Origin of the sequence: Aeromonas sp. 96A (genome assembly GCF_051919165.1) — a bacterium.
GTDB lineage: Bacteria > Pseudomonadota > Gammaproteobacteria > Enterobacterales > Aeromonadaceae > Aeromonas > Aeromonas veronii.
The window spans coordinates 3801348-3827889 of record NZ_JBQBFE010000001.1 but is presented as its reverse complement, the minus strand read 5'-3'; the positions used below and the strand labels follow the sequence as shown (position 1 = coordinate 3827889).

At 59.7% G+C, this 26542-nt stretch carries 29 protein-coding genes; 17 read left to right on the top strand and 12 right to left on the bottom strand.

Annotated features, from left to right (window positions below; all coding sequences use genetic code 11):
- Window positions 1-51: 51 nt before the first annotated feature.
- Window positions 52-1206, bottom strand: a complete 1155-nt coding sequence (locus ACTG2W_RS17810; RefSeq protein WP_106842871.1) for a 3-phenylpropionate MFS transporter — start codon at window positions 1204-1206, stop codon at window positions 52-54.
- Window positions 1207-1495: 289 nt separating this feature from the next.
- Window positions 1496-3601, bottom strand: coding sequence for a TonB-dependent hemoglobin/transferrin/lactoferrin family receptor (locus ACTG2W_RS17805; protein ID WP_106842873.1), 2106 nt, complete (start codon window positions 3599-3601; stop codon window positions 1496-1498).
- A 192-nt stretch (window positions 3602-3793) separates the two neighbouring features.
- Between ACTG2W_RS17805 and ACTG2W_RS17800 the strand changes: the two genes are divergently transcribed.
- The 3 genes from ACTG2W_RS17800 to ACTG2W_RS17790 are packed head-to-tail and all read left to right on the top strand — an operon-like array spanning window position 3794 to window position 5766.
- Window positions 3794-4765 (top strand): ChaN family lipoprotein, encoded by a 972-nt coding sequence (locus tag ACTG2W_RS17800; RefSeq protein ID WP_106842874.1) that lies wholly within the window; start codon window positions 3794-3796, stop codon window positions 4763-4765.
- Window positions 4766-4790: 25 nt separating this feature from the next.
- Window positions 4791-5345 carry a cysteine hydrolase family protein gene (locus tag ACTG2W_RS17795; RefSeq protein ID WP_106842875.1) on the top strand — a complete coding sequence of 185 codons (555 nt, stop codon included), beginning with the start codon at window positions 4791-4793 and terminating at the stop codon, window positions 5343-5345.
- A gap of 37 nt (window positions 5346-5382) precedes the next feature.
- Window positions 5383-5766 (top strand): hypothetical protein, encoded by a 384-nt coding sequence (locus ACTG2W_RS17790; protein ID WP_005335256.1) that lies wholly within the window; start codon window positions 5383-5385, stop codon window positions 5764-5766.
- Between the two features lie 87 nt (window positions 5767-5853).
- Here ACTG2W_RS17790 and hutZ read toward each other — a convergent pair whose 3' ends face one another.
- Both hutZ and hutX read right to left on the bottom strand, forming a co-directional pair.
- A complete protein-coding gene (gene hutZ, locus ACTG2W_RS17785; RefSeq protein WP_005335257.1) occupies window positions 5854-6411 on the bottom strand; it encodes a heme utilization protein HutZ in 558 nt (185 codons plus the stop codon).
- Window positions 6408-6920, bottom strand: coding sequence for a heme utilization cystosolic carrier protein HutX (gene hutX, locus ACTG2W_RS17780; protein ID WP_106842876.1), 513 nt, complete (start codon window positions 6918-6920; stop codon window positions 6408-6410). Before hutX ends, hutZ begins: the two co-directional genes overlap by 4 nt.
- 170 nt (window positions 6921-7090) lie before the next feature.
- Here hutX and ACTG2W_RS17775 point away from each other — a divergent pair, with 170 nt between their 5' ends.
- The 5 genes from ACTG2W_RS17775 to pepE all read left to right on the top strand — a co-directional run bounded on the left by ACTG2W_RS17775 (window position 7091) and on the right by pepE (window position 12110).
- Complete coding sequence (locus ACTG2W_RS17775; protein ID WP_106842877.1) at window positions 7091-7942, top strand: heme/hemin ABC transporter substrate-binding protein; 852 nt, start codon at window positions 7091-7093, stop codon at window positions 7940-7942.
- A complete protein-coding gene (locus ACTG2W_RS17770; protein WP_181281579.1) occupies window positions 7939-8970 on the top strand; it encodes a FecCD family ABC transporter permease in 1032 nt (343 codons plus the stop codon). The genes ACTG2W_RS17775 and ACTG2W_RS17770 overlap by 4 nt, the downstream gene beginning before the upstream one ends.
- 11 nt (window positions 8971-8981) lie before the next feature.
- Window positions 8982-9794 carry a heme ABC transporter ATP-binding protein gene (locus ACTG2W_RS17765; RefSeq protein ID WP_106842878.1) on the top strand — a complete coding sequence of 271 codons (813 nt, stop codon included), beginning with the start codon at window positions 8982-8984 and terminating at the stop codon, window positions 9792-9794.
- A gap of 80 nt (window positions 9795-9874) precedes the next feature.
- Window positions 9875-11140, top strand: a complete 1266-nt coding sequence (locus ACTG2W_RS17760) for an endonuclease/exonuclease/phosphatase family protein (protein ID WP_106842879.1) — start codon at window positions 9875-9877, stop codon at window positions 11138-11140.
- A 244-nt stretch (window positions 11141-11384) separates the two neighbouring features.
- Window positions 11385-12110: a dipeptidase PepE gene (pepE, locus tag ACTG2W_RS17755; RefSeq protein WP_106842880.1), complete on the top strand. Its 726-nt coding sequence runs from the start codon at window positions 11385-11387 to the stop codon at window positions 12108-12110.
- A 120-nt stretch (window positions 12111-12230) separates the two neighbouring features.
- On the opposite strand, the gene ACTG2W_RS17750 is transcribed toward pepE, so the two are convergent.
- From ACTG2W_RS17750 to dnaB, 3 genes are all read right to left on the bottom strand, one after another.
- Window positions 12231-12650, bottom strand: coding sequence for a secondary thiamine-phosphate synthase enzyme YjbQ (locus ACTG2W_RS17750; protein WP_106842881.1), 420 nt, complete (start codon window positions 12648-12650; stop codon window positions 12231-12233).
- On the bottom strand, window positions 12650-13723 hold the full coding sequence (gene alr, locus ACTG2W_RS17745; RefSeq protein ID WP_033114623.1) for an alanine racemase: 1074 nt from the start codon (window positions 13721-13723) through the stop codon (window positions 12650-12652). The genes ACTG2W_RS17750 and alr overlap by 1 nt, the downstream gene beginning before the upstream one ends.
- A 199-nt stretch (window positions 13724-13922) precedes the next feature.
- Window positions 13923-15317, bottom strand: a complete 1395-nt coding sequence (gene dnaB, locus ACTG2W_RS17740; RefSeq protein WP_026035132.1) for a replicative DNA helicase — start codon at window positions 15315-15317, stop codon at window positions 13923-13925.
- Window positions 15318-15680: 363 nt separating this feature from the next.
- Between dnaB and ACTG2W_RS17735 the strand changes: the two genes are divergently transcribed.
- Window positions 15681-16541 (top strand): Tim44 domain-containing protein, encoded by an 861-nt coding sequence (locus ACTG2W_RS17735; RefSeq protein ID WP_005335275.1) that lies wholly within the window; start codon window positions 15681-15683, stop codon window positions 16539-16541.
- A 425-nt stretch (window positions 16542-16966) separates the two neighbouring features.
- On the opposite strand, the gene slyD is transcribed toward ACTG2W_RS17735, so the two are convergent.
- On the bottom strand, window positions 16967-17638 hold the full coding sequence (gene slyD, locus ACTG2W_RS17730; protein ID WP_005348264.1) for a peptidylprolyl isomerase: 672 nt from the start codon (window positions 17636-17638) through the stop codon (window positions 16967-16969).
- Window positions 17639-17781: 143 nt separating this feature from the next.
- Window positions 17782-17985 carry a YheV family putative zinc ribbon protein gene (locus tag ACTG2W_RS17725; protein ID WP_005335287.1) on the bottom strand — a complete coding sequence of 68 codons (204 nt, stop codon included), beginning with the start codon at window positions 17983-17985 and terminating at the stop codon, window positions 17782-17784.
- A gap of 39 nt (window positions 17986-18024) precedes the next feature.
- On the opposite strand from ACTG2W_RS17725, the gene ACTG2W_RS17720 reads away from it, so the two are divergent.
- The 3 genes from ACTG2W_RS17720 to ACTG2W_RS17710 all read left to right on the top strand — a co-directional run bounded on the left by ACTG2W_RS17720 (window position 18025) and on the right by ACTG2W_RS17710 (window position 20778).
- Complete coding sequence (locus ACTG2W_RS17720) at window positions 18025-18714, top strand: hypothetical protein (RefSeq protein WP_106842882.1); 690 nt, start codon at window positions 18025-18027, stop codon at window positions 18712-18714.
- 111 nt (window positions 18715-18825) lie between these two features.
- On the top strand, window positions 18826-19725 hold the full coding sequence (locus ACTG2W_RS17715) for a chemotaxis protein (protein WP_005335289.1): 900 nt from the start codon (window positions 18826-18828) through the stop codon (window positions 19723-19725).
- 66 nt (window positions 19726-19791) lie between these two features.
- A complete protein-coding gene (locus ACTG2W_RS17710; RefSeq protein WP_106842883.1) occupies window positions 19792-20778 on the top strand; it encodes a hydrolase in 987 nt (328 codons plus the stop codon).
- Here the strand turns inward: ACTG2W_RS17710 and ACTG2W_RS17705 are convergent.
- The gene (locus tag ACTG2W_RS17705; RefSeq protein ID WP_106842884.1) at window positions 20757-21908 is read right to left on the bottom strand and encodes a GGDEF domain-containing protein; all 1152 of its coding nucleotides are present in this window, start codon (window positions 21906-21908) and stop codon (window positions 20757-20759) included. The genes ACTG2W_RS17710 and ACTG2W_RS17705 overlap by 22 nt on opposite strands.
- A 97-nt stretch (window positions 21909-22005) precedes the next feature.
- Here ACTG2W_RS17705 and ACTG2W_RS17700 point away from each other — a divergent pair, with 97 nt between their 5' ends.
- From ACTG2W_RS17700 to ACTG2W_RS17690, 3 genes are read left to right on the top strand one after another with little or no spacing between them, the layout of a single operon-like run.
- On the top strand, window positions 22006-22230 hold the full coding sequence (locus ACTG2W_RS17700) for a YheU family protein (protein WP_005335298.1): 225 nt from the start codon (window positions 22006-22008) through the stop codon (window positions 22228-22230).
- Window positions 22231-22282: 52 nt separating this feature from the next.
- Window positions 22283-23152, top strand: coding sequence for a phosphoribulokinase (locus ACTG2W_RS17695; protein WP_005335299.1), 870 nt, complete (start codon window positions 22283-22285; stop codon window positions 23150-23152).
- A 16-nt stretch (window positions 23153-23168) separates the two neighbouring features.
- Window positions 23169-23702, top strand: coding sequence for a DUF4136 domain-containing protein (locus ACTG2W_RS17690; RefSeq protein ID WP_106842885.1), 534 nt, complete (start codon window positions 23169-23171; stop codon window positions 23700-23702).
- A 142-nt stretch (window positions 23703-23844) separates the two neighbouring features.
- Here the strand turns inward: ACTG2W_RS17690 and ACTG2W_RS17685 are convergent, their stop codons facing one another.
- Window positions 23845-24141 carry an MliC family protein gene (locus ACTG2W_RS17685; protein ID WP_005348285.1) on the bottom strand — a complete coding sequence of 99 codons (297 nt, stop codon included), beginning with the start codon at window positions 24139-24141 and terminating at the stop codon, window positions 23845-23847.
- 93 nt (window positions 24142-24234) lie between these two features.
- Entirely contained in the window at window positions 24235-24639 is a 405-nt protein-coding gene (locus tag ACTG2W_RS17680) for an OsmC family protein (RefSeq protein ID WP_005362569.1), read from the bottom strand.
- Between the two features lie 300 nt (window positions 24640-24939).
- Here ACTG2W_RS17680 and crp point away from each other — a divergent pair, with 300 nt between their 5' ends.
- Window positions 24940-25578: a cAMP-activated global transcriptional regulator CRP gene (gene crp / locus ACTG2W_RS17675; protein WP_005335304.1), complete on the top strand. Its 639-nt coding sequence runs from the start codon at window positions 24940-24942 to the stop codon at window positions 25576-25578.
- Between the two features lie 125 nt (window positions 25579-25703).
- Window positions 25704-26504 carry a putative RNA methyltransferase gene (locus ACTG2W_RS17670; protein ID WP_106842886.1) on the top strand — a complete coding sequence of 267 codons (801 nt, stop codon included), beginning with the start codon at window positions 25704-25706 and terminating at the stop codon, window positions 26502-26504.
- Window positions 26505-26542: the final 38 nt, after the last annotated feature.

Below are 26542 nucleotides of genomic sequence, written 5' to 3'. Positions count from 1 at the left end.
GGAGAGCCGTGGCTCTCCCTTTTGTTAGGTGATGATTCAAATAGACAAATATCAGGCTGGAGCACTCTCCTGCGCAGAGGGCGCAAAGGGGCGCAGCCGCAGGAAGAAGACCGGCAAGACCACCAGCACCATCAGGAAGAAGATGCCACCACCGAGAGGCTCGAACAGCACGCCACAGACAGCCATCAGGGCCGCTACCGTCATGCCGAGGCCAAGGGCAGCATAGAGCGCCTGGGTCGGGATCAACTGCTCGGCGGGCAGCTGGCGAGTCATAAAACGCACCGCCCCCAGATGGCTCATGCCAAAGGTGACCGAGTGGAGCAACTGCCCCAGCACCAGCACCCACAACTCGGTCGAGGCACCCAGCAATACCCAGCGCACCACGCAACCGATGGCTCCGGCGATAAAGAGGCTCTGCGCCCCGAAGCGTTGCAGGAAGCGCTTGTCGGCGGCAAACATGCAGATCTCGGCCACCACCCCGATCGCCCAGAGATAGCCGATGATGGTGCCGCTATATCCTTGTGCCTTCCAGTAGATGGCGCTGAAACCGTAATAAGCGGCGTGGCTCCCCTGCAGCAGCGCTGTCAGCAACAGGAAGCGGCGCACCGACGCGCTGCGCAGGGTTGCCAGCAAGGACGCCTTGGCCCGCTCGCCCTGACTATCCTGTGGCGCCGGATAAAGCGGCAGCCAGCTGAGCAGCAGCATCAGCACCAGCCCCGCCACCATGGTGTGCAAAATCCAGTCACTACCGAAGTTGCCCACCAACGCCCCCACCAAGGTCGAGGCGACAATAAAGGCAAAGGAGCCGCACAGCCGCACCTTGCCGTAATCGAGGTGCGCCTGCACCACCATGCGGGTCGCCAGCGCCTCCCCCACCGGCATCAGGGTCGGATAGATAAAGTTCGCCAGCAGGGTCAAGCCCACCAGCCACCAGAGGTTATGACTGAGATAGAAGCCGAGAAACGCCAGCAGACTGAGCAGGGAGAGCAACCGGGTAACCGGCAGCAGATGGCCCGCCCCCTTGATCTGCCCCATCACCATCAGGTTGCCGGCAAAGCGGATCGCCATCCCCGCCCCCAGCAGGAGACCAATCATCTCGGCGCTGACGCCCACCCCCTCCAGCCAGAGCGACCAGAACGGCAAGTAAGCACCGTAGACAAAATAGAAGGCGCCGAAAAAGAGCGCTAACCAGGAGAACGCGGGCATAGATCCTCTGCAACCGGATGACGGGAACAGAATGATAACCCATCCTCCCCCGCAGATCCCGATGGAAACCCTGCGCAGAAAACGAAAAAACTTCAATAAAATTGAACTATTACCGAAGAGGTGGGGTCTACTTGGTAACACCTCCTCCTGGTTAGTGTTGCAATCCTTCCACCCGCCCATGGCGGGTTTCTTTTTTAGGCAAACATTTGCTCTGCTCCATCGTCACAACATAGCGGCGACAAAAAAGGGGCCGAAGCCCCTTTGATCATCTGCGTCTGTTGTTTGCTCTTTAGAATACGTATTTGACCCGTGCACTCAGGTTGCGGCCCGGTTCGGTCATCATGCTGTTATCGGAGCCCTCGGCACGACCTGCGATGCGCTCGTAGCTGGTGTACTCCTTGTCAAACAGGTTGAAGACCCCGACGTTGAGCTGCAGGTCGGTCATCGGGTTGAACTGGGCGTACATATCCACCACTCCCCAACCAGCCGCCTTCTCATACTCCTTGCCGTTCGCATCCTTGCCGACCTTGCCCATGTCGTCGGCAAAGCGCAGTGCTGTATTGAAGTTCCATTTTTCCTGCTCCAGACGGACACCGACACTGCCACTCAATGGGCTTAATTCATTGATATAATTACCGTTACCATTTTTACCATCGATATATGCCAAGTTCCCCCAAATATTGACAATGTCATTGAACCAGTAATCCGCCTTGGCCTCGATCCCTTTAGTCGTAACCTTACTCAAATTTTGAAATTGATGAACATCGGTGTCTCCTTCCTTACCAACAACAACGCGGCTGATGAAATCGTCAAACTTGTTGTAGAAGCTGGCCACTTCATAGCTGAAGCCATTGCTGTTGCCACGTACACCGAGATCGATGCCGTCGCTGCTCTCCGGGTTGAGGTTAGGGTTGGGCTCGACACGATACCTGTAAGCCTGATGGTTCAGGGTGGAGAAGGCGTTGTCATACATGGGGGCCTTGAAGCCGTGGCTGTACTGGGCGAACAGGTTGGCCGCCTCGTGGGCCTTAAACACCAGACCCAGCTTGGGTGACAGCTCCCCTTCCGATAACTTGTGCAGCTTGTCGCCTGTGTAAGCAGGGTCGTTGTCCGGAGTCATCCGGTAGTAGTCATAACGGGCCCCCGGGGTCAGCACCCAGCGCTCGCCAAACTTGATCTCGTCAAAGGCCCACAGGGCGCTGCGCTCGCTAGTGGTCGCCGGGAAGCTCAGCTCGTTGTAGCCGACAAAATCACCGGGAGTCGTAGGCCCCTTGTAACGGGTACGTTCGTTGTCGGTGTGCTCGTACTCAGCACCCCAGGCCAGGCGGTGGTTGGCGACCGCCTTGTGGAACTGCAGCTGGGCGCCGATGTTCTTCTGATCGAACACGTTGTGATCCAGCGAATTTTTGAACACATGGCGGTTACGCGGGTTAACCAGATATTGGGATGAGGCGTACTGATCCAGCGTCTGCTTGGTGCGGGCAAAGTAGACCTTGCTATCCATCCGGTCGGCCCAGCCTTGATTCAGCGCAATACCGTGATCCAGCACCACAGAGAGGTTATCAGTCTGCTTGTCGATAATGGGCTGCTCGAAGACCTGCGCCGTCCGGCTACCACCCGTGTTGAGCTTGACCGCATCCGGTTCCTCGCCATCGGTCAGGTAGTCAACGGTCAGCTTGAGGAACTGCTCATCGGAGAGGTTCCACTTGCTCTTGAGCAGCAGGGCGTGGGTACCGATATCGAAGTCGTTCTTGGTGGAGTCGAAATTCTGGGTCACACCGCCATCGCGCCAGGTGTAGCGCAGCAGGTTCTCCACTTCACCAGTGCGCAAGGCGCCGGTAAAGCCCGCCATCTTCTGGTGGCTGCTGGAGGCGTAACCGCTGGTCACATCCAGATAACTATCCTTGCCCTTGAGGAAGTCGCTGGCATCCTTGGTGGTGATGGCAATCACGCCACCCAGCGCATCGGAGCCGTAGGCGGCAGACGCCGGCCCCTTTGCCACTTCTACCTGCTTGATCATGTCGGTATCGAAGTAGCTCTGGCCAACACCGCCCTTGCTGTAAGCATCGTTCTGGCGCACACCGTCGCGCACCACCTTGACCCGGTTTTCACCCATGCCGCGGATGATAAAGGTCTGGGTATCCCCCTCCCCACCCAGCGCCTTGACTCCCGGCTCGTAGCGGAACAAGTCGGCCACATTGGTGACGACCTGCTCTTCAATCTGCTTGGCGGTGATCACCGAGATGGGGCCGGAGACATCTTCCAGTTTTTGCTCCATCCGTGAGCCGCTGACGACCACGACTTCATCCGCCTTCTGGGTGGCAGCAAAGACCTGGGAAGAGAGACCGGCTGCCACGGCGAGGGCAACCAGAGAAAGTGCGTTATGATGGGTCACAGCGAATCCTTATTGAGAACTGTTATCAAACAGGCCGCATATTACCCGGCTCCCGACAAAGATCAACAAGAAACGAAATCATTCTCATTTGTTTTGAACCAAATTGGTTTTACACTGTCGCCCTGTGTTGCCCTTATTCTCTATTAGCCCCCGAGATGCACCGGCATCCGGGCATATCAGCCGTGAGATCCCATGATTAGACGACTTCCCCTGCTCGCCCTGCCGCTGCTGCTGGCAGCCTGTGCCACCCCCACCCAACCGACCCAGTCATCACAGTTGCAGACGCTCTATGACTACCGGCTAAGCAGCGAGGGAGACGCAGACCTGACGCTGGAGCAGGCAATCGCGCGCATTGCCGACGCAGACATCATTCTGGTGGGTGAGCTGCACAGCCATCCCGCCGTGCATCTGTTGCAATCGCGCCTGCTGAGCGGACTCTACACCGCAGGTCTGCAGCACGGTCGGCCATTGACCCTCTCCATGGAGCAGTTCAGCCGTGCCGATCAGAAGACGCTGGATGCCTATCTGACGAACCAGATTGGTGAAGCGGCCTTGATCCGCGAAGGCAACGCCTGGCCCAACTATCCAAGCGACTACCGCCCGCTGGTAGAGTTTGCTAAAGCGCACCAGATGCCGGTGATCGCCGCCAACGCCCCCAAGCCGCTGGTGAGCTGTGTCGGTCAGGAGGGGGCTGAGTGGCTAGACAAACTGCCCGCGTCGCGCCGCAGCCAGCTGGCCCGCCAACTGACGCTGGGGGATGATCCCTATCGCCAGAAATTTATGGCTTCCATGCACCACGGCGATGCCGACAGCAACGCCCGCCGCTTCGCCGCCCAGACCAGCTGGGATGACACCATGGCCGAGAGCATGGTGGATTATCTCGCCAAGCACCCGGGCCAGCAGATCATGCATATCGCCGGCAATTTCCACGTCGAGGGGGGGCTTGGACTCGCCAGTCGCATCGCCAGCCGCAATCCTGCCCTCAAGGTAGCGCTGGTCGTGCCCCGCACAGATGAGACCTCTGTTGCAGATCCCGCAGCCGATGTGCAGGTAACCATCATGCCGCTGCCTAAACGCTGGCAAAACAGTGACGAGATGAAGCAAGATATGGGCGCGCTGCATCAATCCCGCAGTCGTGACTGCAGCCAGTGGCTGCAACCCTAATCTTCCAGGAAACGGCGGGTAAAATATGGATGTGTTACTGATCATCGATGTGCAGCAAGGCTTGTTCAACGAGCCCCGTTACCGCCAGGAGCAGGTGCTGGCCAATATCAACCGGGCTGCGGCCCATGTCAGGCAGCAACAGGGACGGGTCATCTATATCCAGCATGACTCGCCCCCCGGTACTGAACTGGAACCGGGCACACCGGGTTGGCAGTTGCACAGTGCGCTGCAACCGGCCAAGGGAGAGAGCCGGGTGCGCAAAACGGCCTGTGACAGCTTTCTCGACACCGAGCTCGCCTTCCTGCTGGCCGAGCAGCCGGTCGATCGACTCATTCTCTGTGGCTGCGCCACCGATTTTTGCGTCGACACCACAGTGCGCAGTGCTGCCTCCCATGGGTACGAGGTGCTGGTGTTGAGCGATGGTCACACCACCGCCGATCGCCCCCACCTTAGCGCGGCCCACATCACCGAGCACCATCACTGGATGTGGCGCCACCTCAGCCTGCCGGAGGGGCGCAGTGTCACCCTGCTCACCACCGACGAGCTGCTGGCAGTAACACCCGCCCTGCAGCCGTGCTAATCTGCGAGCCTCGCCTCGTTTCTCACTGGAGTCTGTCGTGCGCCTGTTGTCTGCCACCCTGTTGTTGATTGTTCCCCTGCTGTCGGCCTGCTCCAGCTTGCCCGGCCAGAAGTATGACGGGCCGGAACCCCTGTTTCTGACCCACATCAACGAGGAGGGGAGTAAACGCTTCACCTTTGAAGCCGCGCCCAACGACACCTTGCCGCGCGGCCTCTCGGCGGCCCAGAGCCAGCGGCTGCTGGAACAGCGGGAGGCGTTACAGGAGAACCTGCTGACCGAGACCCTGGCGACCAAGCAGTATTGCCGCCAGGGCTACATAGTGCTGAGCCAGACCTCCTGGAAGGTGCGGGGAGAGTGCAACGAAACGGCCACCGACGCCGATCGTCGCGCTTTTCCCAACAAGGCCAGCTGGCAGGATTGATCAGGCCGGATGAGATAACGCAATAAAAACGGGCAGCCAATTGGCTGCCCGTTTTGTTATGACGGCTGTCGTGGTTGACAGAGATTATCAGACAGGCGCATCGGCCGGGCTGGTGAGCTCGGCACCGTTGTCGATGCGCTTGTGCCCTTCCACCAGATGGACGAAATCCACCAGCTCGTCACCGGAAACCGCGAACGCCTGTCCGAAGCCCTTGACGAACAGCCCCTGTTCCGGCTTGAGGCGGAACAGTTTGAAATCCTTGAGGTTGGAGAGACCCTTGATGATCTCGCCAAAACGCCCCTCCAGCGCAGCGACCGCCTTGCTCCAGCGGGCGTCGTCACGGGCCACCACTTCAGCCACCGCATCGAAGGTCAAGCGCTTGCGGGCAAACAGCTCGCGGGCACCGCTCTCATCCTCGATCAGCATCAAGGATACCCGGGGCACCTGTTGCAGGTTGCGGGCGTGGCGGGCGATCTCGGAGATCAGCACATAGTAGCCATCTTCCTGCAGCACAAACGGGGCATAGCTGGCGTTGGGATTGCCTTCGCCATCGACGGTGGCGAGCTGCAGGGTGCGGCAGCTGTCGCGAAATTCGCGGATCTCCGGTTGCAAGCGGTTCTGCAGACGCTCCTGACGTTCACTCATGCTTTGACTTCCTCTTGAGAGTTGTGGCGCAGCGCCATAAAACGGGTGACCTGATCGTCCAGCAGCTGGCGTTTCTCGTCGCGACCCAGATAGACCTTGAAAATGCAGCGGCCGGAGTGACCGAAGAACTGGAAGGAGTGCCCCTCCTTGCCCATGAACAGCTTGCTGACCAGCGCAATCCCCGCCACGTTGTCGAGCTTGAGGTGACCATGCAGCTCACCGTCGCGGCCCATCAGGTTGTAGTAGCCGCGTGCGTCCTTGCCTTTCGGGAAGGGGGCTTTTACCTCGAAGATGGAACCTTCTGATTCGACGATGGTGGTCACCGGACCCCAGTCGGCCAGATCTTCCAGCAGAGCTTGTGCGCGATCGGCGGGTAGCAGGGTCACCAGCTCGGCGGGCAGATGGCGAACCACCTCCCATTCGCTGATGGCAAGCTGGGCCGCCAGGGTGGACGGATGAGCGCCGGGATCCTGCTCCAGCAGCGCGTGAATGCGTTGTGCAATGCTCATGTTTTCTCCCTCTGCGGGACCATATTGTCCCGCTGTTTATCATGGCGGCTACTCTAATAAAGCACTGGAATCAATGCAATTGATAATTGCTATCATTATCAGTGCATTTTTTCAAAAGCCTTGATATTCTCGGCGGCACACCCGTTTCATTCACCCCTTCGGAGGTTAGCATGGGCCGTCGTCTTGCCCTCGCCATCACCCTGCTCTGCAGTTCACTCTCTCCCTTCTCTGCCGTTGCCGCCGACGGACAGAAAGAGCGTATCGTCAGTATCGGCCCGGCCACTACAGAACTCATTCTGGCCCTTGGCGGTGAATCGAGCCTGATCGCCACCGATGTCAGCAGTCCCTTGCCAAAAGGGCTGCCCAAGGTGGGTTATCACCGGGCGCTGGCCGCCGAAGGGATCCTGAGCCTCTCCCCCACCCGACTGGTGGGCAGTGACGAAATGGGCCCGGCCCCAACCCTGGATCAGCTGCGCCGTGCCGGGGTCAAGGTGGAGGTGCTGGATACCGCGCCGACCCTCGCCAACCTCAACCAGCGTATCGATACCCTCTCCAGCCTGCTGGGCGACAAAGCCGCTGGCGATCGCCTGAAGGCAGAGATCCAGGCCCAGACCGATCAGCTGGCGACGCAAGCCAAACAGAACAAACCGCTCAAGGTCGCCTTCCTGCTGCTGCACAAGGGGCAACCCACCAGCATCGCCGGGGGGGACACCACCGCCAGCGCGCTGATTTCGCTGGCAGGCGGCATCAATCCGGTCGCCGAATTGCGCAACTACAAGCCGGTATCCGCCGAATCCCTCATCGAGATGCAGCCCGACCTGGTGCTGGTTAGCGGTCGTGACTGGCAGCAGTATGCCGATCCGGCCAAGGTGCTGGCGGAAGTGCCCGCCCTGGCCGCCACCCCGGCTGGCAAGCACAACGCCATTCACGCCATCGACGGCCACGCCCTGCAAGGGGGCCTGAGCCTCAACTCCCTGCAACAGGCGAACCAGATCGCTCAGTGGATCAAGCAGGGGTCATGATGCGGTTACCCCTCTCCTGGCTGCTGGCCTTCACAACGGCCGCACTGGCGCTGTTGCTGCTCGGTTCGCTGGCAACCGGCCCCATGACCCTCACCCTGGGCGAGAGTCTGCGGGCGCTGTTTGCCGGGCAGGAGAGCGGGATTGAGTCGCACAAACTGCTGATCGTGCAGGAAATTCGCCTGCCGAGAACTCTGCTCTGCATCGCAGTGGGGGGGATTCTCGGGCTCTGTGGCGCCGTGATGCAGGGGCTGTTTCGCAACCCTCTGGCTGACCCCGGCATCATAGGGGTCTCCGGCGGTGCGGCGCTCGGTGCGGCGCTCGCCATCGTGCTGTTGGCCCCCCTCGGTGAATCACTGCAACAGCTGCTCGGCGTCGGGCTATTGCCGCTGCTCGCTTTTCTCGGCGGTGCGCTGACCACCACTCTGGTCTATCTGCTCGGCACCCGGGAGGGCGGCACCTCGGTGACCGTCATGCTGCTGGCCGGGGTCGCCATCACGGCGCTCTCCGGTGCGGTGATCGGCCTGCTCACCTATCTGGCGGACGATCAGATGCTGCGCAACCTGAGCCTGTGGCAGATGGGAACGCTGGCGGCAGGCAAACCGGCCGATGTGGCGCTGGCCCTGCTCACCCTGGCGGCCCTGCTGTGGCTCTTTATGCGCGATGCCAATCCCCTCAACGCCCTGCTGCTGGGTGAAGGGGAGGCTCGTCATCTTGGGGTCAATGTGCAATCCCTCAAACGTCGCCTGATTCTGCTCACCGCCGCGGGCGTCGGGGTGGCGGTGGCGGTATCGGGGATGATCGGCTTCGTCGGGCTGGTGGTGCCCCATCTGGTGCGCCTGCTGGCGGGCCCCAACCATGTCAGGTTGCTGCCGCTCTCGGCCCTGCTTGGCGCCGCCCTGCTGCTGGCGGCCGATATGCTGGCACGCACCCTGCTGGCCCCGGCCGAGCTGCCGGTGGGCATCATCACCGCCCTGCTCGGCGCCCCCTTCTTCATCTGGCTGCTGGTAAAAGGCCGCCGCGCCCTGTGATACGGACTGTTATGCAACCACTCTCATCCTCACTCTCCGCCCCCCTGTTGAGCTGCACCCGGCTCAGCCTGCGCCGTGGCCAGCGCCAGATCCTGGATGGGCTCGATCTCGACCTCGAGAGCGGCACCCTGACAGCTCTGCTCGGCCCCAACGGGGCGGGCAAGAGCTCGCTGCTCAAGTGTCTGACCGGCGAGCTGGAATATGAGGGTTCCATCACCCTGTTTGGCGCAGATCGCCAAGGGTGGGACAGCAGCCAGCTGGCCCACCGGCTCGGGGTATTGCCGCAAAGCTCCTCACTCAACTTCCCCTTTCTCTGCGAGGAAGTGGTCGCCATGGGACGCTTGCCCCACAGTGAACCGGCGGCGCGGCGTGACGAGATTGTGGCGGCGGCCATGACCGATGCCGGGGTCGAGCATCTGGCCAAGCGGCTCTATCCGGGGCTCTCCGGTGGCGAGCGGCAGCGGGTGCAGTTTGCCCGGGTGCTGGCGCAGATTTGGCAGGCCCCCTCCCCGACCGGGCAGGCCGAGCAACCCCGCCTGCTGCTGCTCGACGAGCCCACCTCGGCGCTGGATCTGAAATACCAGCATCAGCTGCTCACCATGGCGCGCGCCCTGGCCAGCCGCAATACTGCGGTACTGGTGGTGCTGCACGACCTCAATCTGGCGGCGCGCTATGCCGATCGGCTGGTGATGCTGGAACGGGGCAAGCTGATGGCCGATGGCACACCTGCCAAGGTGCTCACCCCTGAGCTGATTGCCCGTCTCTATGACTATCCGGCACAGGTGATCCACCACCCCGAGAGCGGCCTGCCGATGGTGGTGTAGTCATTCTTTCTGATGCGAGATGCTCGATCGAACCACTGCAACCCTATAATGGCAGCCTGTTAACCGACGCAGGTGTCACCATGATTCGCTTTGCCACGTTTAATGTCGCTTTTGATCGCTCTGCTGCCGGTATGCTGACCGGTGAGCTGGCGCTGACCCGCACCGAGCAGGATGCCCTGCTGGCCCGCCTCGCCGAAGGGAGCCTGAGCGGCGCCACGGAAACCAAAGCCAAGAACGTGCAGCAGATCCGCAACGTGGCGGAGATCATCCAGCGCACCCGTCCGGATGTGTTCCTGCTCAACGAGTTCGACAACGACGGCAAAGGCGAGAGCACCGCCGATCTGAAAGCCTTCAACGACAACTATCTGGCTCACGCCCAGCACGCAGAGGTGACGGCCATCAGCTATCCGGTGATGCAGAACTTCGCCACCAACACCGGCCTGATGAGCGGTTATGACCTCAATCTGGATGGCAAGGTCAACAGCGGCCCCGACGATGCCTGGGGCTTTGGCAACTACCACGGCCAGTACGCCTTTGCGGTGATGTCCAAATACCCCATCGACACCAAGCAGATCCGCACCTTCCAGCACTTCAAGTGGAAGGATATGCCGGGCGAGCAGAACCCCATCATCGATGACTGCAACAATCCCAAGGTCAAGATCCCGGCCAGCCGCCAGTGTGGTGATGCCTGGTATTCAGACGCCGCCTGGCAGCAGTACCCGCTCTCCTCCAAGAACCACGCCGATGTGCCAGTACGGATCAAGACCGAGAAGGGTGAAGAGGTGATCCACTTCCTGATCTCCCACCCGACCCCGCCGATCTTTGCCAACGCGGCGCGTCACACCGTCAAGCACAACCGCGCCGAGATCGCCTTCTGGAACGACTACGTCAAGGGTCTCAACTACATGACCGATGACAAGGGCACCAAGGGTGGGCTGGCCAAAAACGCCAAGTTCGTTATCGCGGGTGATCTCAACGCCGATCCGCTCACCGGTGACGGTGACCTGACCGCCATTCAGGATTTGCTAAACAACCCGCTGATGAATCAGGCCATCACCAATGGCACCCTGATCCCGGTCAGCGAAGGGGGCCCGGAGTGTGTCAGCAAGGGGGCCGACTGCAAACGCAACCTCACTCGCCCCAACCCGGAACGCATCACCAACTCCAGCGTGCTGCAGCTTGATCACGTCATCCCCTCCGCCAACCTCAACGCGGTCAAGAGCGGCGTCTTCTGGCCTGCCAGCTTCGAGGCCGGTTATCACCTGGTCTATGATGCGAAACTCGGCATCGCCAAGGGAGTCAGCTCGGATCACCGCATGGTGTGGGTCGATCTCAAACTCGACTAACTCTGCCATGACCCCGCTGCGGCGGGGTCTTTTCTTGGCGATGACTGGCGAGTTGACCACGGCTCATTAGTCCACCGCTTGGCATTGAGTTATCCATCCATAACTCATCCATAGCCGTTGAATAGGCCCTCCGATCACAGAACCGCCGCGCCAATGGTGGTAGCATGCCTCCTCTTGCCATCCGGCCGCACGGCGGATCCGGTGGCCCTCCCTCCTCCGCTTTCACTTTTTGAGGAACGATTTGATGGAACTGCTTCTGCTTAGCAACGGTAAAGCCAACGAATTTCCGGGTCTGCTCGGCTGGGCCCGGGATCGGGTTCAAAGCCTGCTCGCGCGCAAACAGGTCAAGCGCATCCTGCTCATCCCCTACGCGGTGATCCGCAGCGACTGGGATGCCCGTGCCAACGAGCTGCAGGAGAGTCTGGGAGTCGATGCAATCAGCATCCACCACTTCGATGATCCGGTTGATGCCATCAATCAGGCGGACGCCATCTTTATCAGCGGCGGCAACACCTGGCGCCTCAACCAGATGCTGCACGAAAACGGCCTGATCGTGCCGATCCAGCGTGCCGTGCGCGAGCGGGGCGTCCCCTATGTGGGCTGGAGCGCCGGTTGCAACGTGGCGACCCCGAGCATCCGTACCACCAACGACATGCCGGTTTGCAGCGCCGCCGTGCTGCCGGCGCTGGGCCTGTTCCCGCTGCAGATCAACCCGCACTATCTGGACGCCAGCATCAGCGGCCACATGGGCGAGACCCGCGACGAGCGTCTGGCCGAGTTCTGCGCCATCAACCCGAGCGAGCACGTGGTGGCCCTGCGCGAAGCGAGCCTGCTACAGGTAAGTGGCGAGCGTCTGGAGTACTGGAGCGCCCGCGAGCAGGACTTCAAGATCTTCAAACACGGTCAGGAGCCGCAGGCCTTTATGGACGCAGCCCCGCTGGCCGAGCTGACCCCCTTCAAGGTCAGCTGAGCCACGAAGAGCGCCGCGCCACTTGCCAGCGGATAGCTCGCGAAACGGTAAAAACAAAAGAGGGATGGCTCAATGCCATCCCTCTTTTTTATCGTCATCTTTCAGCTGATTGCAGCCTGATTACTCACCCTGCAGGGTCACCAGTACCTTGCGGGCGCCACCATCGACGCGATGCTCGCCAAGCCAGATCCCCTGCCAGGTGCCGAGTGCCAGCTGACCGTCACGGATCGGCAGTAGCAGGCTCACCCCGAGCAGGGAGGATTTGATGTGGGCGGGCATGTCATCCGCCCCCTCATAGGTGTGGCGATAGTAAGGGGCATCTTCCGGCGCCAGCCGGTGCAGATGGGCCTCCATATCGCTGCGCACGCTGGGGTCGCAATTCTCGTTGAGGGTGAGCGAGGCGGAGGTGTGTTGCAGCAGCAGGTACGCCATGCCAATCCGGTAATCCGCCAGCATCGGCAGCTTGGCCACCAGCTCGTCAGTCACCAGATGAAAGCCCCGTGAATGGGGCTTCAGAGTCAGCAGGCACTGCTGCCACATCAGACGTACTCCATAAAGACGCGGGAGGTGAGTTTGGTGATGAGCTCGTAGGGGATGGTGCCAATCTCGTCGGCCACCCGCTCCACCGGCAACCCCTCGCCCCACAGTACCGCCTCGTCACCGGCCTTGTCGGTTGCGCCGGGCCCAAGATCGACCGTGCTCATATCCATGGAGACACGCCCCACCAGCGGCACGATGCGGCCGTTGATCAGCACGGAAGTGCCATTGGGCGCCATGCGCGGATAACCGTCACCGTAGCCGATGGCGATCACCCCAAGCCGGGTATCGCGCTCTGACACCCAGTTGGCGCCATAGCCCACCGGCTCGCCCGCCTTGTGATCCCGCACTGCAATCAGCTGGGTTTTCAAGGTCATCACCGGCTGCAGGTCATAATCGGCCGCTACCGTGTTGGGGAACGGGGAGACGCCATAGAGGATGACACCGGGGCGAACCCAGTCGCAGTGGGAGTCTGGCCAGGCCAGAATGCCCGCCGAGTTGGCCATGGCCCGCTCGCCCGCCAGCGGTGCGGTCAACTTGCTGAAGAGGTCGATCTGCTCGCGGGTGGTGGGCTGCTCCAGCTCATCGGAGCGGCTGAAGTGGGTCATGATGTTGAACGGCTGCACCACGTTCTTGCACTTGCCGAGTCGTTCGATAAAGGCGGGCATCTCGTCGGCACGCACCCCGAGGCGGTGCATGCCGGTGTCGAGCTTGAGCCAGGCCACCACGGGGGCTGGCAGCTCGACTTGCTCCAGCGCTTCGAGCTGCTCCCAGGTGTGAACCGCCGTCTGCAGGTTGTTGGCCGCCAGCACCGGCAGGTCGTCGGCGGAGAAGAATCCCTCCAGCAGCACGATGGGTTTGACCACGGCGCAGGAGCGCAGCATCAGCGCCTCTTCGATCCGGGCCACAGCGTAGGCATCCGCATCCACCAAGGTACGGGCGACCGGCAGCAGTCCGTGGCCATAGGCGTTGGCCTTGACCACAGCGATGATCTTGCAAGCGGGAGCGTGGCGCTTGACCACGGCGAGGTTGTGGCGCAAGGCCGCAGTGTTGATTTGGGCAGTAGCCGCTTTCATGGTTTTCCCTTACGAGGGCACAAATGGTCTCCCCCTCATCGGGCAGAAGACCGCCACTCACTTATCGTCGTCGAAGGCCGGACCGGCATAATTGTCGAACCGGGAAAACAGGCTCTGACGGGCTGCCTTGCAGTGAATGGCAAGCGGGTCAGAGCGGTGGTGGCAATCCTGACCATAGGATTGCCATGATTGTTACTTATCAATAATCGTCGTCAAACGCCGGACCGGCGTAGTTGTCGAACCGGGAGAACTGACCCTGGAAGGTGAGACGCACTCTTCCGATAGGGCCGTTACGCTGCTTGCCGATAATGATCTCGGCAATCCCCTTGTCCGGGCTGTCATCGTGATAAACCTCATCACGATAGATAAACATGATCAAATCCGCATCCTGCTCGATGGAGCCCGATTCACGAAGATCCGAGTTGACCGGGCGCTTGTCGGCCCGCTGTTCCAGACTTCGGTTCAGCTGGGAGAGCGCCACCACAGGGCACTGCAGCTCTTTCGCCAAGGCCTTGAGGGAGCGGGAGATCTCGCCGATCTCCAGGGTACGGTTGTCAGAGAGCGCCGGCACCCGCATCAGCTGGAGGTAGTCCACCATGATCATGGATAGGCCACCGTGCTCGCGCGCCACCCGACGGGCACGGGAGCGCACATCGGTCGGGGTGAGGCCGGAGGCGTCATCGATATACATCTTGCCCTTTTCCAGCAGCAATCCCATGGTGGAGGAGAGGCGTGCCCAATCCTCGTCATCGAGCTGACCGGTACGCACCTTGGTCTGGTCGATACGACCGACCGAGGCGAGCATACGCATGATGATCTGCTCGGAGGGCATCTCCAGCGAGAAGATAAGCACCGGCTTGTCGGCGGTGAGGGCCGCATGCTCGCACAGGTTCATGGCAAAGGTGGTCTTGCCCATTGAGGGACGGGCCGCCACGATGATCAAGTCCGATCGCTGCAAACCGGCGGTCATCTTGTCGAGATCGTTGTAACCGCTCGATACCCCGGTCACCCCGTTGTGGGGGGTCTTGAACAACTCTTCAATCTTGTCGACGGTCTGCTCGAGGATGAGCTTCAGGGGCTGGGGCCCCTCGTTGGCGCTGGTGCGCTGCTCGGCAATCTTGAATACCTTGCTCTCGGCAAGATCCAGCAGATCGCCGGAGGTACGGCCCTGTGGCTCGTAGCCCGCTTCGACTATCTCGTTGGCGACCGAGATCATCTCTCGCACCACCGCCCGCTCGCGCACGATTTCGGCGTAGGCGTTGATGTTGGCGGCACTCGGGGTGTTCTTGGCGATCTCCACCAGATAGGCGAAGCCGCCCGCCTCTTCCAGCTGCTCGGAGCGCTCCAGCTCCTCCTGCAGGGTGATGAGGTCGATGGGGTTGCCCGCGTTGGAGAGGCGGGTCATGGCCTGGAAGATCAACCGGTGCGGACGGCTGTAGAAATCCTGATCGATAACCCGTTCGGCAACCCGATCCCAGGCATCGTTATCCAGCATCAGGCCGCCCAGTACGGACTGTTCGGCCTCAAAAGAGTGGGGAGGAACTTTCAGCTGTTGTGTCTTGGCGTCTTTTTTCGCCGTCACTTGCTCTGCCATACACATAAAAACCGCAGCGGGAAGGGGACGGGAATTTTACAAAAGAAAGCCAACTACGGCGAGCCCTATCTGGCGGCTCATACCATCATAAAGGGCCAAACCAGAGTCTGCTCTACCTTGACCATTTTGATTTTGCTTCGCATTTTGCGCTCCTTGCGACTCAATCTTCTGCTTTTCATCCGGTTTACTCCTCTTGTTTGACGCCGTATCGCGGCTACCTCGTTCATGAATAATTCATGCCAGAGGTGATATTGATGAATACAAGCTGCGACACAATTAGGGACAGGCAGCCTGCCATGCGCCTTGCTGAGCTTGCCAAAGCGGAGCATGCCCCACCCACAGACGAGAGTGAAAAGAGTCAAAATGAAAAAGATGCTGACCCTGTTTGCCGTGATCCTGGCCATTGGCCTGGGGGCACCTCACGCCGAAGCCAAGAAATTTGGCGGCGGCAAATCCTTTGGTAAAAGTTACAAAACTGCGCCGGCCCAGCCTGCGGCCAAACCGGTCGACAACAAGAATCCGACACTGAATGCCCAGACTCCGCCGAAAAAGAGCGGCATGATGGGCGGCCTGCTGGGCGGCCTGCTGGCCGGCGGCCTGTTTGCCTACCTGCTGGGCAGCGGTGCCTTTGAAGGTCTGCAAGGAATGGACTTCCTGCTGATCGCCCTGCTGGCGCTGGGGGCCGTCTTCCTGATCCGTACCCTGCGCAAGGGCAAGGTCGCGACGCCACAGCCACAACAGGCGGCCTATGCGGGCTATCAGCCACCGCAATCCGCTGCCCCGCAACAGTTTGAGCAGAGCAACAGCGCACCGCAAGCCACCGGCTTTGCCGACAGCGACGTGCCGTTCCGCCTGCCGCCGGGCTTTGACATGAACAGCTTCCTGGCCGGTGCCCGCGATCACTATCGCACCCTGCAAGAGGCGTGGAACAAGAACGATCTGGAAAAGGTGCGCGAGTACGTCAGCCCCGAGCTGTTTGAGCAGCTCAAAGCCGAGCGCGCCGAACTGACTGGCGACCAGCACACAGAAGTAATGTATGTGGATACCCAGCTGGTACGCGCCGACTACGGCAGCGACTGGGCTCAGGTGAGCGTGCGCTTCAGCGGCCGCTACATGGACCGTCAGGAGCAGGTCGAAGAAGACATCAAAGAGGTGTGGCACCTCGAGCGCGATCTGGCCAAGAACAATGCCCCTTGGCATATCGTCGGTATCGAGCAGCTGTAAGGCTTCGCGCCTATCAGTTAGTCACTAGGCAATAGCCAGTCAGTTAAGCCTGACTGGCTATTTTTTATGGGGCACAACGAGACCAAATAGAGACTGACGCTGGCTCGTTATAGCTGTTGGGACATGAAGTAACTTGGTCATATTGTGCTGGTGAATACACCGATTTGATGACTCGTTTGCAGATGACGTTTGCGCTACGCACAAAAGCCCCATCGCGGAACCGAGAGGGAATAATGTTGAGCATTAACCAAAAATAAGCGCCCCTGTTAGCTTGGGAAAAGCCGCGAGCCTATTTGACAGACATAAAAAATCCGAAGCCAGAACAACCGGCTTCGGATTTCATCATCCAAGGAGGAGCAATTAATGAGCATTAATTGCTCGGTATGACTCCTACGGCAGATTTTTCATCATCGGCATGGCCGTGATCAGTGGTGATGGCCCTTGCCACCACAACCGCCGCCACCGCAGCAGCCGCCGTGACCATGGTCGTCACCGTGGTCGTGGCCATGATCGTGACCGTGGCCAGCACCGCCGCAGCAACCGCCCTGGCCGTGATCTTCATCGTGGTCGTGACCATGACCGCCACAGCAGCCGCCGTGATCGTGGTCATGACCGTGATCGTGGCCGCAACCACCGGCACCGTGAACGTGGCCGTGGGCCAGCTCTTCGGCAGTGGCAGCGCGCACGTCCTTGATCTCGACCTTGAAGCCCAGGGTTACGCCAGCCAGCGGATGGTTGCCATCCACCTTGACGAACTCTTCGGACACTTCAACCACGGTCACCGGACGGTGGCCATCGTCGGTTTCAGCCACAAAAGTATCCCCTTCGGAGACTTCCATGCCGTCGAACAGCTCGCCCGGTACTTCTTGTACCAGTGTCTCGTCATATTCGCCGTAGGCCTGGCTCGGTGCCAGAGTCACTTCGAAGGCTTCACCTACCGCGCGACCTTCCAGCTCGGCTTCCAGGCCAGAGACCAGGTAACGGGTGCCGTGCAGATAGACCAGCGGCTCTTTGCCGACAGTGCTGTCGATGACTTCACCGTGCTCGTCGGTGACTGTGTATTCCAGCGTAACCACGCTCAGAGGAGCTACTTTCATGTCAGGATCCTGCGGATAGAAAAAAACGGGCTCAGAATACCCTAAAAAGCGGGCCGCGCATATGGCGTGCGGCGCCACGGAGTGACGAAAAAAACGGCAACAGCGTCAGCGAGAAGGCCCGCATTCCACCCGCCGTTGCCTTATCAGGGGCGAAACACCCCGATCACCTCTTCCGCCTCGCGAGTCTGCTTGTCGACCTCGGCCGGCGTTTGTACCTGGGTATCGCCACAGGCGACACAGGTCACCTTCTCGACTCCATGCTCCAGATACAGCATCATGTTGTCCAACTTGCCGCACGCCGGGCAAACTGCACCGGCAATGAAGCGTTTTTTACGTCTGGTTTCCATACTTGTTACCTCCAGGCAGCATCATATCAGGGTTTTTACATGCATCACGCCATCGAGTATCACCATTTTTCCTGCCAGGGCCTGCACGCCGGCAACCGCAAACGAACTCCGGTCGGGCAGCTGTTGCGGATCACCCGGGGCGCCGCGCTGCTGAGACTGGGCCAACATGAGCTGTTGCTGCCGGCAGGCAGCAGCTTCTGGCTCTGCGCCGATGCCCTCGCGGCCTTCAGCCCCCTAAGCGGTTGCGAGTACGATCAGCTGAATGTCTCTTTGCGCGTGGCTCAGCCGCAGCAGGCAGGCTGGCTGCAGACCACCCCGCTGCTCGATGCCCTGCTCGACTCGCTGGCTCTGTGGCAACGTCCGAAAGAGTGGCAAGGGGCCTATGGTCAGCGACTGCAGGTGACCCTGGATGAGCTGCAACAGTGTGCCATCAGCCAGCAGGGTCACGGTGAGCTGCAAGCCTGCTGGCAAGCGCTGGCCAATGGCCAACCGGAGTCTCTGCAACTGTGGGCACAACAAGCCGATGCGCCGGTGGAAGGGAGTGAATTGCAACAACAGTGGCAACTGCTGCAGGCGCTCAGATTGGTCAAGGGTGGCAGCAAACCCGCGCAGGTGGCCAGCAAGCTGGGTTATGCCGATGAGGCCGCATTGCAAGCGGCCTGCCAGCAGTGGGGGGTTGGCGAGGAACCGGACGCTGGTGTGAATACGCGAACTAAATTGGCTGAATGAGTCCAGTTTTTTGCCAGATGGTCGTTAACAAGGAAGGGCCATTCCCCCCGTAATCCTTTATGCTAGAGGCCTGAAGTGACCGCCAACGTTTCGACCAACAGGACATCTGCCATGACGAGCAAAGCCAATCAATCCCAGGGCATGTTGCTGTTTCACCTTTCAGCCAAACAATCCTTTGCCATCGGTACCCTCAAGGTGAAGGAGATAGTGCCCTACACCCAGCTGACGGCAATGCCCCACTCGCACCCGACCGTGTTGGGGGCTGCCAATATGCGCGGCTCCACCATTCCGGTGATCGATATGGCGATGGCGGTGGGCTATCGTCCCATCAGCAAGGAGGAGATGCCCCACTGCTTCATCATCATTACCGACTGCCGCCGCACCCTGGTGGGCTTTCTGGTACGGGGCATCGATAAAATCACCGAGTGCAACTGGCGCGATATCGAATCGCCCCCCGCCTCCCTCGGCCACAATGTGTTCGTAACCGGTGTGACCCGGGTCAATGACCAGCTGATCCAGCTGCTGGATGTGGAGCTGATCCTCTCCCGGGTCTATCCGGATGATCCGAGCCACCTCTATCCGGTACTGACCGATGTGCAGCGGGAACGGATCAAGCCGATGCGGATCCTGCTGGTCGATGACTCTTCGGTCGCTCGCCGTCAGCTGATGGCCGCCCTCGACTACATCAATATCCCCTATGAGGTCTGCACCAATGGCAAGGATGCACTGACCCTGATGCAGACGCGGGCGAGCCAGAAGACCCCGATCGACATTCTGGTGAGCGATATCGAGATGCCGGGGCTCGATGGCTACGAGCTGGCCTTCGAGGTGCAGAGCGATAGCAAACTGGCGGGGGCCTACATCATCCTGCACACCTCCCTCTCCAGCGAGATCAGTGTGGAGCGGGCCCATCAGGTGGGAGCCCATGAGGCGCTGACCAAGTTCGAAGCCAATGAGCTGATCCAGGCCATGCTGCGCGGCGCCGAACATCACGATCGCCTGCTGAAATAAGCCAATGACTGGCGGGAGGAACACGCCTCCCGTCCTCCTTATCTTCGACCCAGACCGACTGACCCCATGCTGACCGAGAGCCACTTCCACGCCCCCTGGTGGGCACGCAATCCTCATCTGCAGACCATATTGCCCAAATGGCTGCGCCGCACCCCTGCCCGATTTGTGGCGGAGCGGTTTGAACTGCAGGATGGGGACTTTGTCGACCTCGCCTGGAGCGGGGAGGTCAGCCTTGATGAACGGCCGCTGATAGTGGTGTTTCACGGGCTGGAGGGAAGCATTCACTCCCACTACGCCAAGGGATTGTTCGCCCACCTGCAGCAAGAGGCCAGAGAGGCCGTGCTGATGCACTTTCGCGGTTGCAGTGGCGAGCCCAATCGCCACCTGCAGGCCTATCACTCCGGCTCCATCGGTGATGCGCAGGAGCTGATTGCCGAGCTGAGCCAGCGCTTCCCGGGCAAACCGCTGATCGCCATCGGCTTTTCACTGGGTGGCAATATGCTGGTCAATCTGCTGGCGCGGGGCTGTCCTGCGGCATTGAAAGCGGCGGTGGTGGTCTCGGCTCCGCTGCAACTGGCAAGCTGCGCCCAGCGGGTCAATCAGGGCTTCTCGAAGGTCTATCAGAACTATCTGCTGCGCACCATGCGCCGCAATTTGCTCAGCAAGATCCGCCAGCAGCAGAAAGCGAGCGAACGCTGGCAACCCAGGCAAGTGGAGCGGATTGCCACCCTGCGCGATTTTGACGAGCTGGTCACCGCGCCGCTGCACGGCTTTCACAGCGCCAGCCACTACTACCAGAGCTGCTCGGGGCTACCGCTGCTGGCTCAAATCCCTATCCCTACCCTTATCCTGCACGCCGCCGACGATCCCTTTATGTCACACGCGGTCATTCCCCGGCCGGAGCAACTCTCGCCCACGGTGCGCTATGAGCTGAGCCAGCGCGGCGGCCATGTCGGCTTTCTGCACGGCACGCCTTGGCGGCCGCGGTTTTGGCTGGATGAGCGGATCAGCCGCTGGATTGCCGAACAGAGTCACTCCTCAACACAGAACTGATTGCGTCCCGACTCCTTGGCCCGATAGAGCGCCTGATCGGCCCGCTCCAGCAACTGGCTCACCTCTTCGCCGGAGACATTGCTGGCAATCCCCTGACTCACAGTCACCCAGGGGGCAACATCAGACGCCAGATGCTCCAGCTGCAGGCTGGCCAGGCCATCTTGCAGCCGCTGCGCCACGCTGGCCGCCGCCTGACGGTCGGTATTGGGCAGCAGCAGCACAAACTCCTCTCCACCATAGCGGGCCACCAGATCAGATGGCGTGCGAACCGCACGGTTGAGCGCTTGTGCCACCTCCTTGAGGCACATATCCCCTACCTGATGGCCGTAGTGGTCGTTGAATCGCTTGAAATAGTCCACATCGATCAGGATGAGCGATAGCGGAGCGCCGCTCTCCTGGCTATGGGCTAACGCGCGATCCAACTCGATATTGAAATGCCGCCGGTTGGCGACACCGGTCAGAGGATCTTGCTTGGCGAGCTGATCAAGTTGGCGCAGCAGCGTCAGATTGTCATGCTCCCGCATGATCGCCAATTCAAACCAGCGGTGCAGCATGCGGCGGCCGACCTCCAGCGCAATCACGCCAAACAACACGCCAAGCAGGTAGATCTGGGGAAAATCGACGCGTAAAAAGAGTTCCAACCCCACACCCACCGTCATCGGGCCCAAGAGATAGCCATAAAAAACCTTGCGATCGGGATAAAATGCAATGAGCGCAGCCAGCAGGTTGAGCCGCATGATCCCGTTGGCATAACTGACCCCTCCTCGCAGCTCCACCTGACCAATCGTATAGATGTGCAGCGTCCAGAGTCCGCCCCATAGCACAGTCACCAGTGCAGCCATCCGTAACCAGAGGCGATCCTGCAGATGGTCACAAAAGAGGCTGACAACAGGTAGTAGCAATAGCACTACCATGACCAAGGCCAGCTCACTCTGAAAGCGCCAGGGCAAGCTGTCATCACTGGCGAGCCCGACCTGGCTGTAAACCTCGTAGCGTATCGAAAGAAACAACACCACCAGCCAGTTCAACAACCAGAACCACACCATGCCTCGGGCAATCGCCTCTCGACGTGCGCTGTCCAGATGCTCAGTCAGGGTTAACGGCGCGCTGCGCTGCGCTTCAGACAACATCTCTCAGACTCCGGTGAAAAGGTAAAAAGTGATTGCATTCGCGGGATTCAACACAACAATAGCCTGACGATCACCTCTTTTGCTGTGAGACCTTTAAATGATCATTCCCTGGCAAGAACTGGACGGCGACACCCTGACCAACCTGATCGAACACTTTGTGTTGCAGGAGGGAACAGAATATGGAGAACAGGATGTACCGCTTGGCGTCAAAGTCGATGCAGTGAGAGAACAATTACAGCAAGGCAAAGCTGTCATCGTCTATAGCGAGCTGCACGAATCGGTGAATATCGTGATGAAAGACCGCTTCATCGAGCAGTCTTGACCCAACCGCAATCCGGACCTTATAACGGAATTCCCAAGGAAGAGAGAATCCCATGTCGGCCAAGCACCCCATTATTGCCGTTACCGGTTCGTCCGGAGCCGGCACCTCCACCTCCACCAACGCCTTTCGCTCCATGTTCCATCAACTGGGATATACCGCGGCTGTGGTGGAAGGTGACAGTTTTCACCGCTACACCCGACCGGAAATGGATGTAGCGATCCGCAAGGCGCGCGAACAGGGGCGTCATATCAGCTATTTTGGCCCTGAGGCCAATGACTTCGGGCTGCTGGAGAGCTTTTTTCAGGGCTATGGGCAGGATGGCAATGGCCAGTATCGCCGCTACCTGCACAGCTTTGACGAGGCAGTGCCCTTCAACCAGATGCCCGGTACCTTCACCCCCTGGCAGCATCTGCCCAGCAATACCGATCTGCTGTTTTATGAAGGGCTGCACGGCGGCGTGGTCACCGAGGATCACAATGTGGCGCGCCACGTGGATTTTCTGATAGGCGTAGTGCCCATCGTCAACCTGGAGTGGATCCAGAAGCTCATTCGCGATACTTCGGAGCGAGGGCATTCCCGCGAGGCGGTGACCGACTCCATCGTTCGCTCCATGGATGACTACATCAACTTCATCACCCCGCAGTTCTCGCGCACCCATATCAACTTCCAGCGAGTACCGACGGTGGATACCTCCAACCCCTTCAGCGCCAAGGTGATCCCGAGTCTGGACGAGAGTATGCTGGTGATCCGGTTTCGCGGCATCAAGCAGGTGGATTTCCCCTACCTGCTGTCGATGATCGACGGCTCATTCATGTCGCGGATGAACACCATTGTGGTGCCGGGTGGCAAGATGGGCTTTGCGATGGAGCTGATCCTGCGCCCGCTCATCCAGCAATTGATCGAAACCGGCAAAATAACCTGATTCAAAGGAGTTCACGATGCGGCTTGCTTATCTCTCTCTGGCACTGCTCGCCCTGCTTGGCGGTTGCAGCAGCGGGCCGGCGGCCCCCACGCTGGAGTCCGGCACCATGCTGGTTCGCCCGATGGGCAACTGGACCTATGGTGCAACCCCGCGCTACGCCCTGGCCGAACAGTATCAATTTGCCGGTGAGTTGGCGGAAGGGTGGCTGGAGCCAATGCAGCAGGCGGTAAGCCGGGAGCTCAATGGCAAGGGGTGGCAGAGTGCACCGCTCGACGAGGCGGATCTCTGGGTCGCCATCGGCGTCGCGGGCGGCAAGGATATGAGTGACGGCGAGATTTTCGCACGCCTTGGCATGACGCCCGGGGTATATGCCTCGGCCAACCAGCGCAAAGGGTCGCTGGCCATCGTGCTGCTCGATCGCAAAACCCAGAAAGCGGTCTGGAGCAGCATCATCCAGCTGACCAGCGATGTGAGCATTGCAGACAGCCAGCGTCAGGCGCTTAGCCAGCAGCTCGCGGCCGAGCTACTCAATCGTGTCCCCACCAACTAACGCTTGTTTAGTGATAATGGATAGATAGAAAAACGGCTTGCCTCCCGGCAAGCCGTTTTTTTGTGGTCTCAACCTCTTGACCCAATCCGGCCAAGGCCAGACTCGGACACAAAGCCGCACACCTTCAGCTATCTGTGGTCACTTATTTAAGCGTACAGGTCAGCAGCGTCACCCCTTTCTGGGTGAGGAGAGCTTGTTTCTCCTGATTCCAGAAGGTGGTCAGGCCGTCAGAATATTTGGCGCCAGACTCTGACTCCACACGCGCCAGCTTGTGATAAACCCCGGCATAGGGGAACTGCACCATGTCAGCCTGGGCATCATAGGTAACGGCCAGCATCTCTTCGCCACACTGGTATTGGCTGTATTGATACTGGGTAGGTTGCGGGCTGCTGCACGCCGCCAGGCCCAAAAGGGGAAGCAGAGCGATCAATTTTTTCATTGCACTTTCCTTATGTAATGGCTTTATGTCATGGCCTTGTGCAGTGGCCTTACGTAACGGCCTTATGCCAGGGTACCAACGAAACTATCGTTATCAAGCTTCAACAATTTGATAACTATGGGTAATTTGTACCGCTTTTTCCAACATCAGGGAAACAGAACAGTATTTTTCCATCGACAGATCGACCGCTCTGGCCACCTGTTTCTCTGCCAATCCCTTGCCAGTCACCACGAAGTGCAGATTAATCTTCTCGAAAACCCGGGGCACGCTATCGACCCGTTCGCCACTGACATCGACATGGCATGCGGTCACAGACTGGCGCGCTTTTTCGAGGATGGAGACCACATCAATGGAGCTGCAGCCACCGACCGCCAGCAGGATCATCTCCATCGGGCTGGCCCCCTCACCGGGGTTGGCACCATCCAGGATCACCTTGTGACCGGATTCACTCTCACCCACAAACTTCATCCCTTCCACCCAGCTGACCTTGGCTTTCATCTCGCACTCTCTCCTGTTAATCATGATGATGGATCCCTAGCATAACCCAGTCGCTTATCTCTGCCGAACAGGGGGAGTTGGGATGGAAATAGATCAAAATCAACATCTCCGACCTCTATCTTCCCTAGAATGGCCGAAGCGGCGCAGCAGGCATTACTCAAAGGGCTCTGTCAAAAGCCCGCAAAGCCTTGTCAGCACAGGCAAAGGCTCTTATCCTACTGCGACCAATACAAGGAATGGCAAGATTGGCAGCTTGCCCGGACGCACAAGTCCATAAAAAGACACTACAGAGGAATTCTCATGGTCATTGGCAAACCGCAAAGCGATCCCACCCTGGAATGGTTCTTGTCGCACTGCCACATTCATAAGTATCCCGCCAAGAGCACCCTGATCCATGCGGGTGAAAAAGCGGAGACCCTCTACTACATCGTCAAGGGCACTGTGGCCGTCTTGATCAAGGACGATGAGGGCAAAGAGATGATCCTCTCCTATCTGAACCAGGGCGATTTCCTGGGCGAGATGGGGATGTTCGAGGAGAACGAGAACCCCGAGCGCTCCGCCTGGGTTCGCGCGAAAGGCTCTTGCGAAGTGGCAGAGATCTCCTACAAGAAGTTCCGCCAGCTGATCCAGGTCAACCCGGACATTCTGATGCGTCTCTCTGGCCAGATGGCCAAGCGCCTGCAACACACCAGCCAGAAAGTGGGTAACCTCGCCTTCCTGGATGTGACCGGCCGGATCGCCCAGACCCTGCTAAACCTGGCCAAACAGCCGGATGCCATGACCCACCCGGATGGCATGCAGATCAAGATCACCCGTCAGGAGATCGGCCAGATCGTCGGCTGCTCTCGTGAAACCGTGGGCCGCATCCTGAAGATGCTGGAAGAGCAGGAGCTCATCTCTGCTCACGGCAAGACCATTGTGGTATTTGGCACTCGCTGATGACCCGTCCGCAGGCCTGACTGAGGCCTTGGGATAAAAAAGGCTGCTACGGCAGCCTTTTTTGATCCTCTCCCCTATAATCCCGAACGCCCTTCACTGTTCCGGCATTCGCCCAGAGAGTTACTATGCACCTTCAATGTCCCCGCTGCCGCAGTCCGCTCCATCTTCATGAAGCCTCTCAGGGGCGCTATTGCGACAACAAGCATCACTTCGATCCGGCACCGGAAGGTTATCTGGATCTCATCCCCGGCAAGAAAAACCCCAAAGACAGCGACAGCCGTGCCCTGATGCGTGCCAAGCACCATTTCCTGGAGGCCGGCCACCAACTGCCGCTGGTTGAGGCCATGGCCGGCCTGCTCGCTCCGCTGGCCCCACAAGAGCTGATCCATCTTGGGTGCGGTGAAGGCTACTACTGCCGCGCGCTGGCAGAGCGCCTGCCCGGCTGGCAGTTTGCCGGGGTTGATATCGCCAAGAACACCATCTTTGCCGCCAAAAAAGCGCAGCCGGACGGCCAGTTTGTCATTGCCGATCCCGCTCGCGCGCCGTTGCAACCGGGCTCTGCTCAGGTGCTGCTGGTCAACGATCTCAAGGTCAAGACCGAACTGCTGGTCAGCTGGCTGGCCCCCGGTGGCTATCTGCTCTACCTGCAGCCGGGCCCGCGCCATCAGTGGCAACTGCGGGTCAGCCTCAATCCGGTGAGCATGGAACACCCCCTCAGCTGGCCAACCCTCGGCGGTCTCAATCCGATGGCTCAACAGCGCTGCCAGTTCAGCCTCACCATGGATCAGGCCATGCGCAGCTTTATTCTGGAGACCAGCCGTCTTGGCTGGCGGGCAACCGGTGAGCAGCGTCACGCTTTCGCTCAACAGGGCCCGAATGAACTGGAACAGGATCTGCTGCTGACCCTGTGGCAAAAGCCCATCTGATCACTGGGGGGAGCCTTGCAAGGCTCCCCCCCCGTTTT

What these genes read in the sequence shown, in the direction of transcription:
- ACTG2W_RS17750 (WP_106842881.1), bottom strand. Translation starts at nt 12,650, where the DNA reads ATGTGGCAGCAGTGCCTGCTGACTCTGAAGCCCCATTCACGGGGCTTT.
- hutZ (WP_005335257.1), bottom strand. Translation starts at nt 6,411, where the DNA reads ATGAGTGAACGTCAGGAGCGTCTGCAGAACCGCTTGCAACCGGAGATC.
- ACTG2W_RS17705 (WP_106842884.1), bottom strand. Translation starts at nt 21,908, where the DNA reads ATGTTGTCTGAAGCGCAGCGCAGCGCGCCGTTAACCCTGACTGAGCAT.
- ACTG2W_RS17760 (WP_106842879.1), top strand. Translation starts at nt 9,875, where the DNA reads ATGATTCGCTTTGCCACGTTTAATGTCGCTTTTGATCGCTCTGCTGCC.
- pepE (WP_106842880.1), top strand. Translation starts at nt 11,385, where the DNA reads ATGGAACTGCTTCTGCTTAGCAACGGTAAAGCCAACGAATTTCCGGGT.
- ACTG2W_RS17725 (WP_005335287.1), bottom strand. Translation starts at nt 17,985, where the DNA reads ATGGAAACCAGACGTAAAAAACGCTTCATTGCCGGTGCAGTTTGCCCG.
- ACTG2W_RS17770 (WP_181281579.1), top strand. Translation starts at nt 7,939, where the DNA reads ATGATGCGGTTACCCCTCTCCTGGCTGCTGGCCTTCACAACGGCCGCA.
- alr (WP_033114623.1), bottom strand. Translation starts at nt 13,723, where the DNA reads ATGAAAGCGGCTACTGCCCAAATCAACACTGCGGCCTTGCGCCACAAC.
- ACTG2W_RS17775 (WP_106842877.1), top strand. Translation starts at nt 7,091, where the DNA reads ATGGGCCGTCGTCTTGCCCTCGCCATCACCCTGCTCTGCAGTTCACTC.
- ACTG2W_RS17715 (WP_005335289.1), top strand. Translation starts at nt 18,826, where the DNA reads ATGACGAGCAAAGCCAATCAATCCCAGGGCATGTTGCTGTTTCACCTT.
- ACTG2W_RS17700 (WP_005335298.1), top strand. Translation starts at nt 22,006, where the DNA reads ATGATCATTCCCTGGCAAGAACTGGACGGCGACACCCTGACCAACCTG.
- ACTG2W_RS17680 (WP_005362569.1), bottom strand. Translation starts at nt 24,639, where the DNA reads ATGAAAGCCAAGGTCAGCTGGGTGGAAGGGATGAAGTTTGTGGGTGAG.
- ACTG2W_RS17685 (WP_005348285.1), bottom strand. Translation starts at nt 24,141, where the DNA reads ATGAAAAAATTGATCGCTCTGCTTCCCCTTTTGGGCCTGGCGGCGTGC.
- ACTG2W_RS17765 (WP_106842878.1), top strand. Translation starts at nt 8,982, where the DNA reads ATGCAACCACTCTCATCCTCACTCTCCGCCCCCCTGTTGAGCTGCACC.
- ACTG2W_RS17710 (WP_106842883.1), top strand. Translation starts at nt 19,792, where the DNA reads ATGCTGACCGAGAGCCACTTCCACGCCCCCTGGTGGGCACGCAATCCT.
- dnaB (WP_026035132.1), bottom strand. Translation starts at nt 15,317, where the DNA reads ATGGCAGAGCAAGTGACGGCGAAAAAAGACGCCAAGACACAACAGCTG.
- ACTG2W_RS17670 (WP_106842886.1), top strand. Translation starts at nt 25,704, where the DNA reads ATGCACCTTCAATGTCCCCGCTGCCGCAGTCCGCTCCATCTTCATGAA.
- ACTG2W_RS17800 (WP_106842874.1), top strand. Translation starts at nt 3,794, where the DNA reads ATGATTAGACGACTTCCCCTGCTCGCCCTGCCGCTGCTGCTGGCAGCC.
- ACTG2W_RS17795 (WP_106842875.1), top strand. Translation starts at nt 4,791, where the DNA reads ATGGATGTGTTACTGATCATCGATGTGCAGCAAGGCTTGTTCAACGAG.
- crp (WP_005335304.1), top strand. Translation starts at nt 24,940, where the DNA reads ATGGTCATTGGCAAACCGCAAAGCGATCCCACCCTGGAATGGTTCTTG.
- ACTG2W_RS17720 (WP_106842882.1), top strand. Translation starts at nt 18,025, where the DNA reads ATGCATCACGCCATCGAGTATCACCATTTTTCCTGCCAGGGCCTGCAC.
- slyD (WP_005348264.1), bottom strand. Translation starts at nt 17,638, where the DNA reads ATGAAAGTAGCTCCTCTGAGCGTGGTTACGCTGGAATACACAGTCACC.
- ACTG2W_RS17695 (WP_005335299.1), top strand. Translation starts at nt 22,283, where the DNA reads ATGTCGGCCAAGCACCCCATTATTGCCGTTACCGGTTCGTCCGGAGCC.
- ACTG2W_RS17690 (WP_106842885.1), top strand. Translation starts at nt 23,169, where the DNA reads ATGCGGCTTGCTTATCTCTCTCTGGCACTGCTCGCCCTGCTTGGCGGT.
- ACTG2W_RS17735 (WP_005335275.1), top strand. Translation starts at nt 15,681, where the DNA reads ATGAAAAAGATGCTGACCCTGTTTGCCGTGATCCTGGCCATTGGCCTG.
- ACTG2W_RS17810 (WP_106842871.1), bottom strand. Translation starts at nt 1,206, where the DNA reads ATGCCCGCGTTCTCCTGGTTAGCGCTCTTTTTCGGCGCCTTCTATTTT.
- hutX (WP_106842876.1), bottom strand. Translation starts at nt 6,920, where the DNA reads ATGAGCATTGCACAACGCATTCACGCGCTGCTGGAGCAGGATCCCGGC.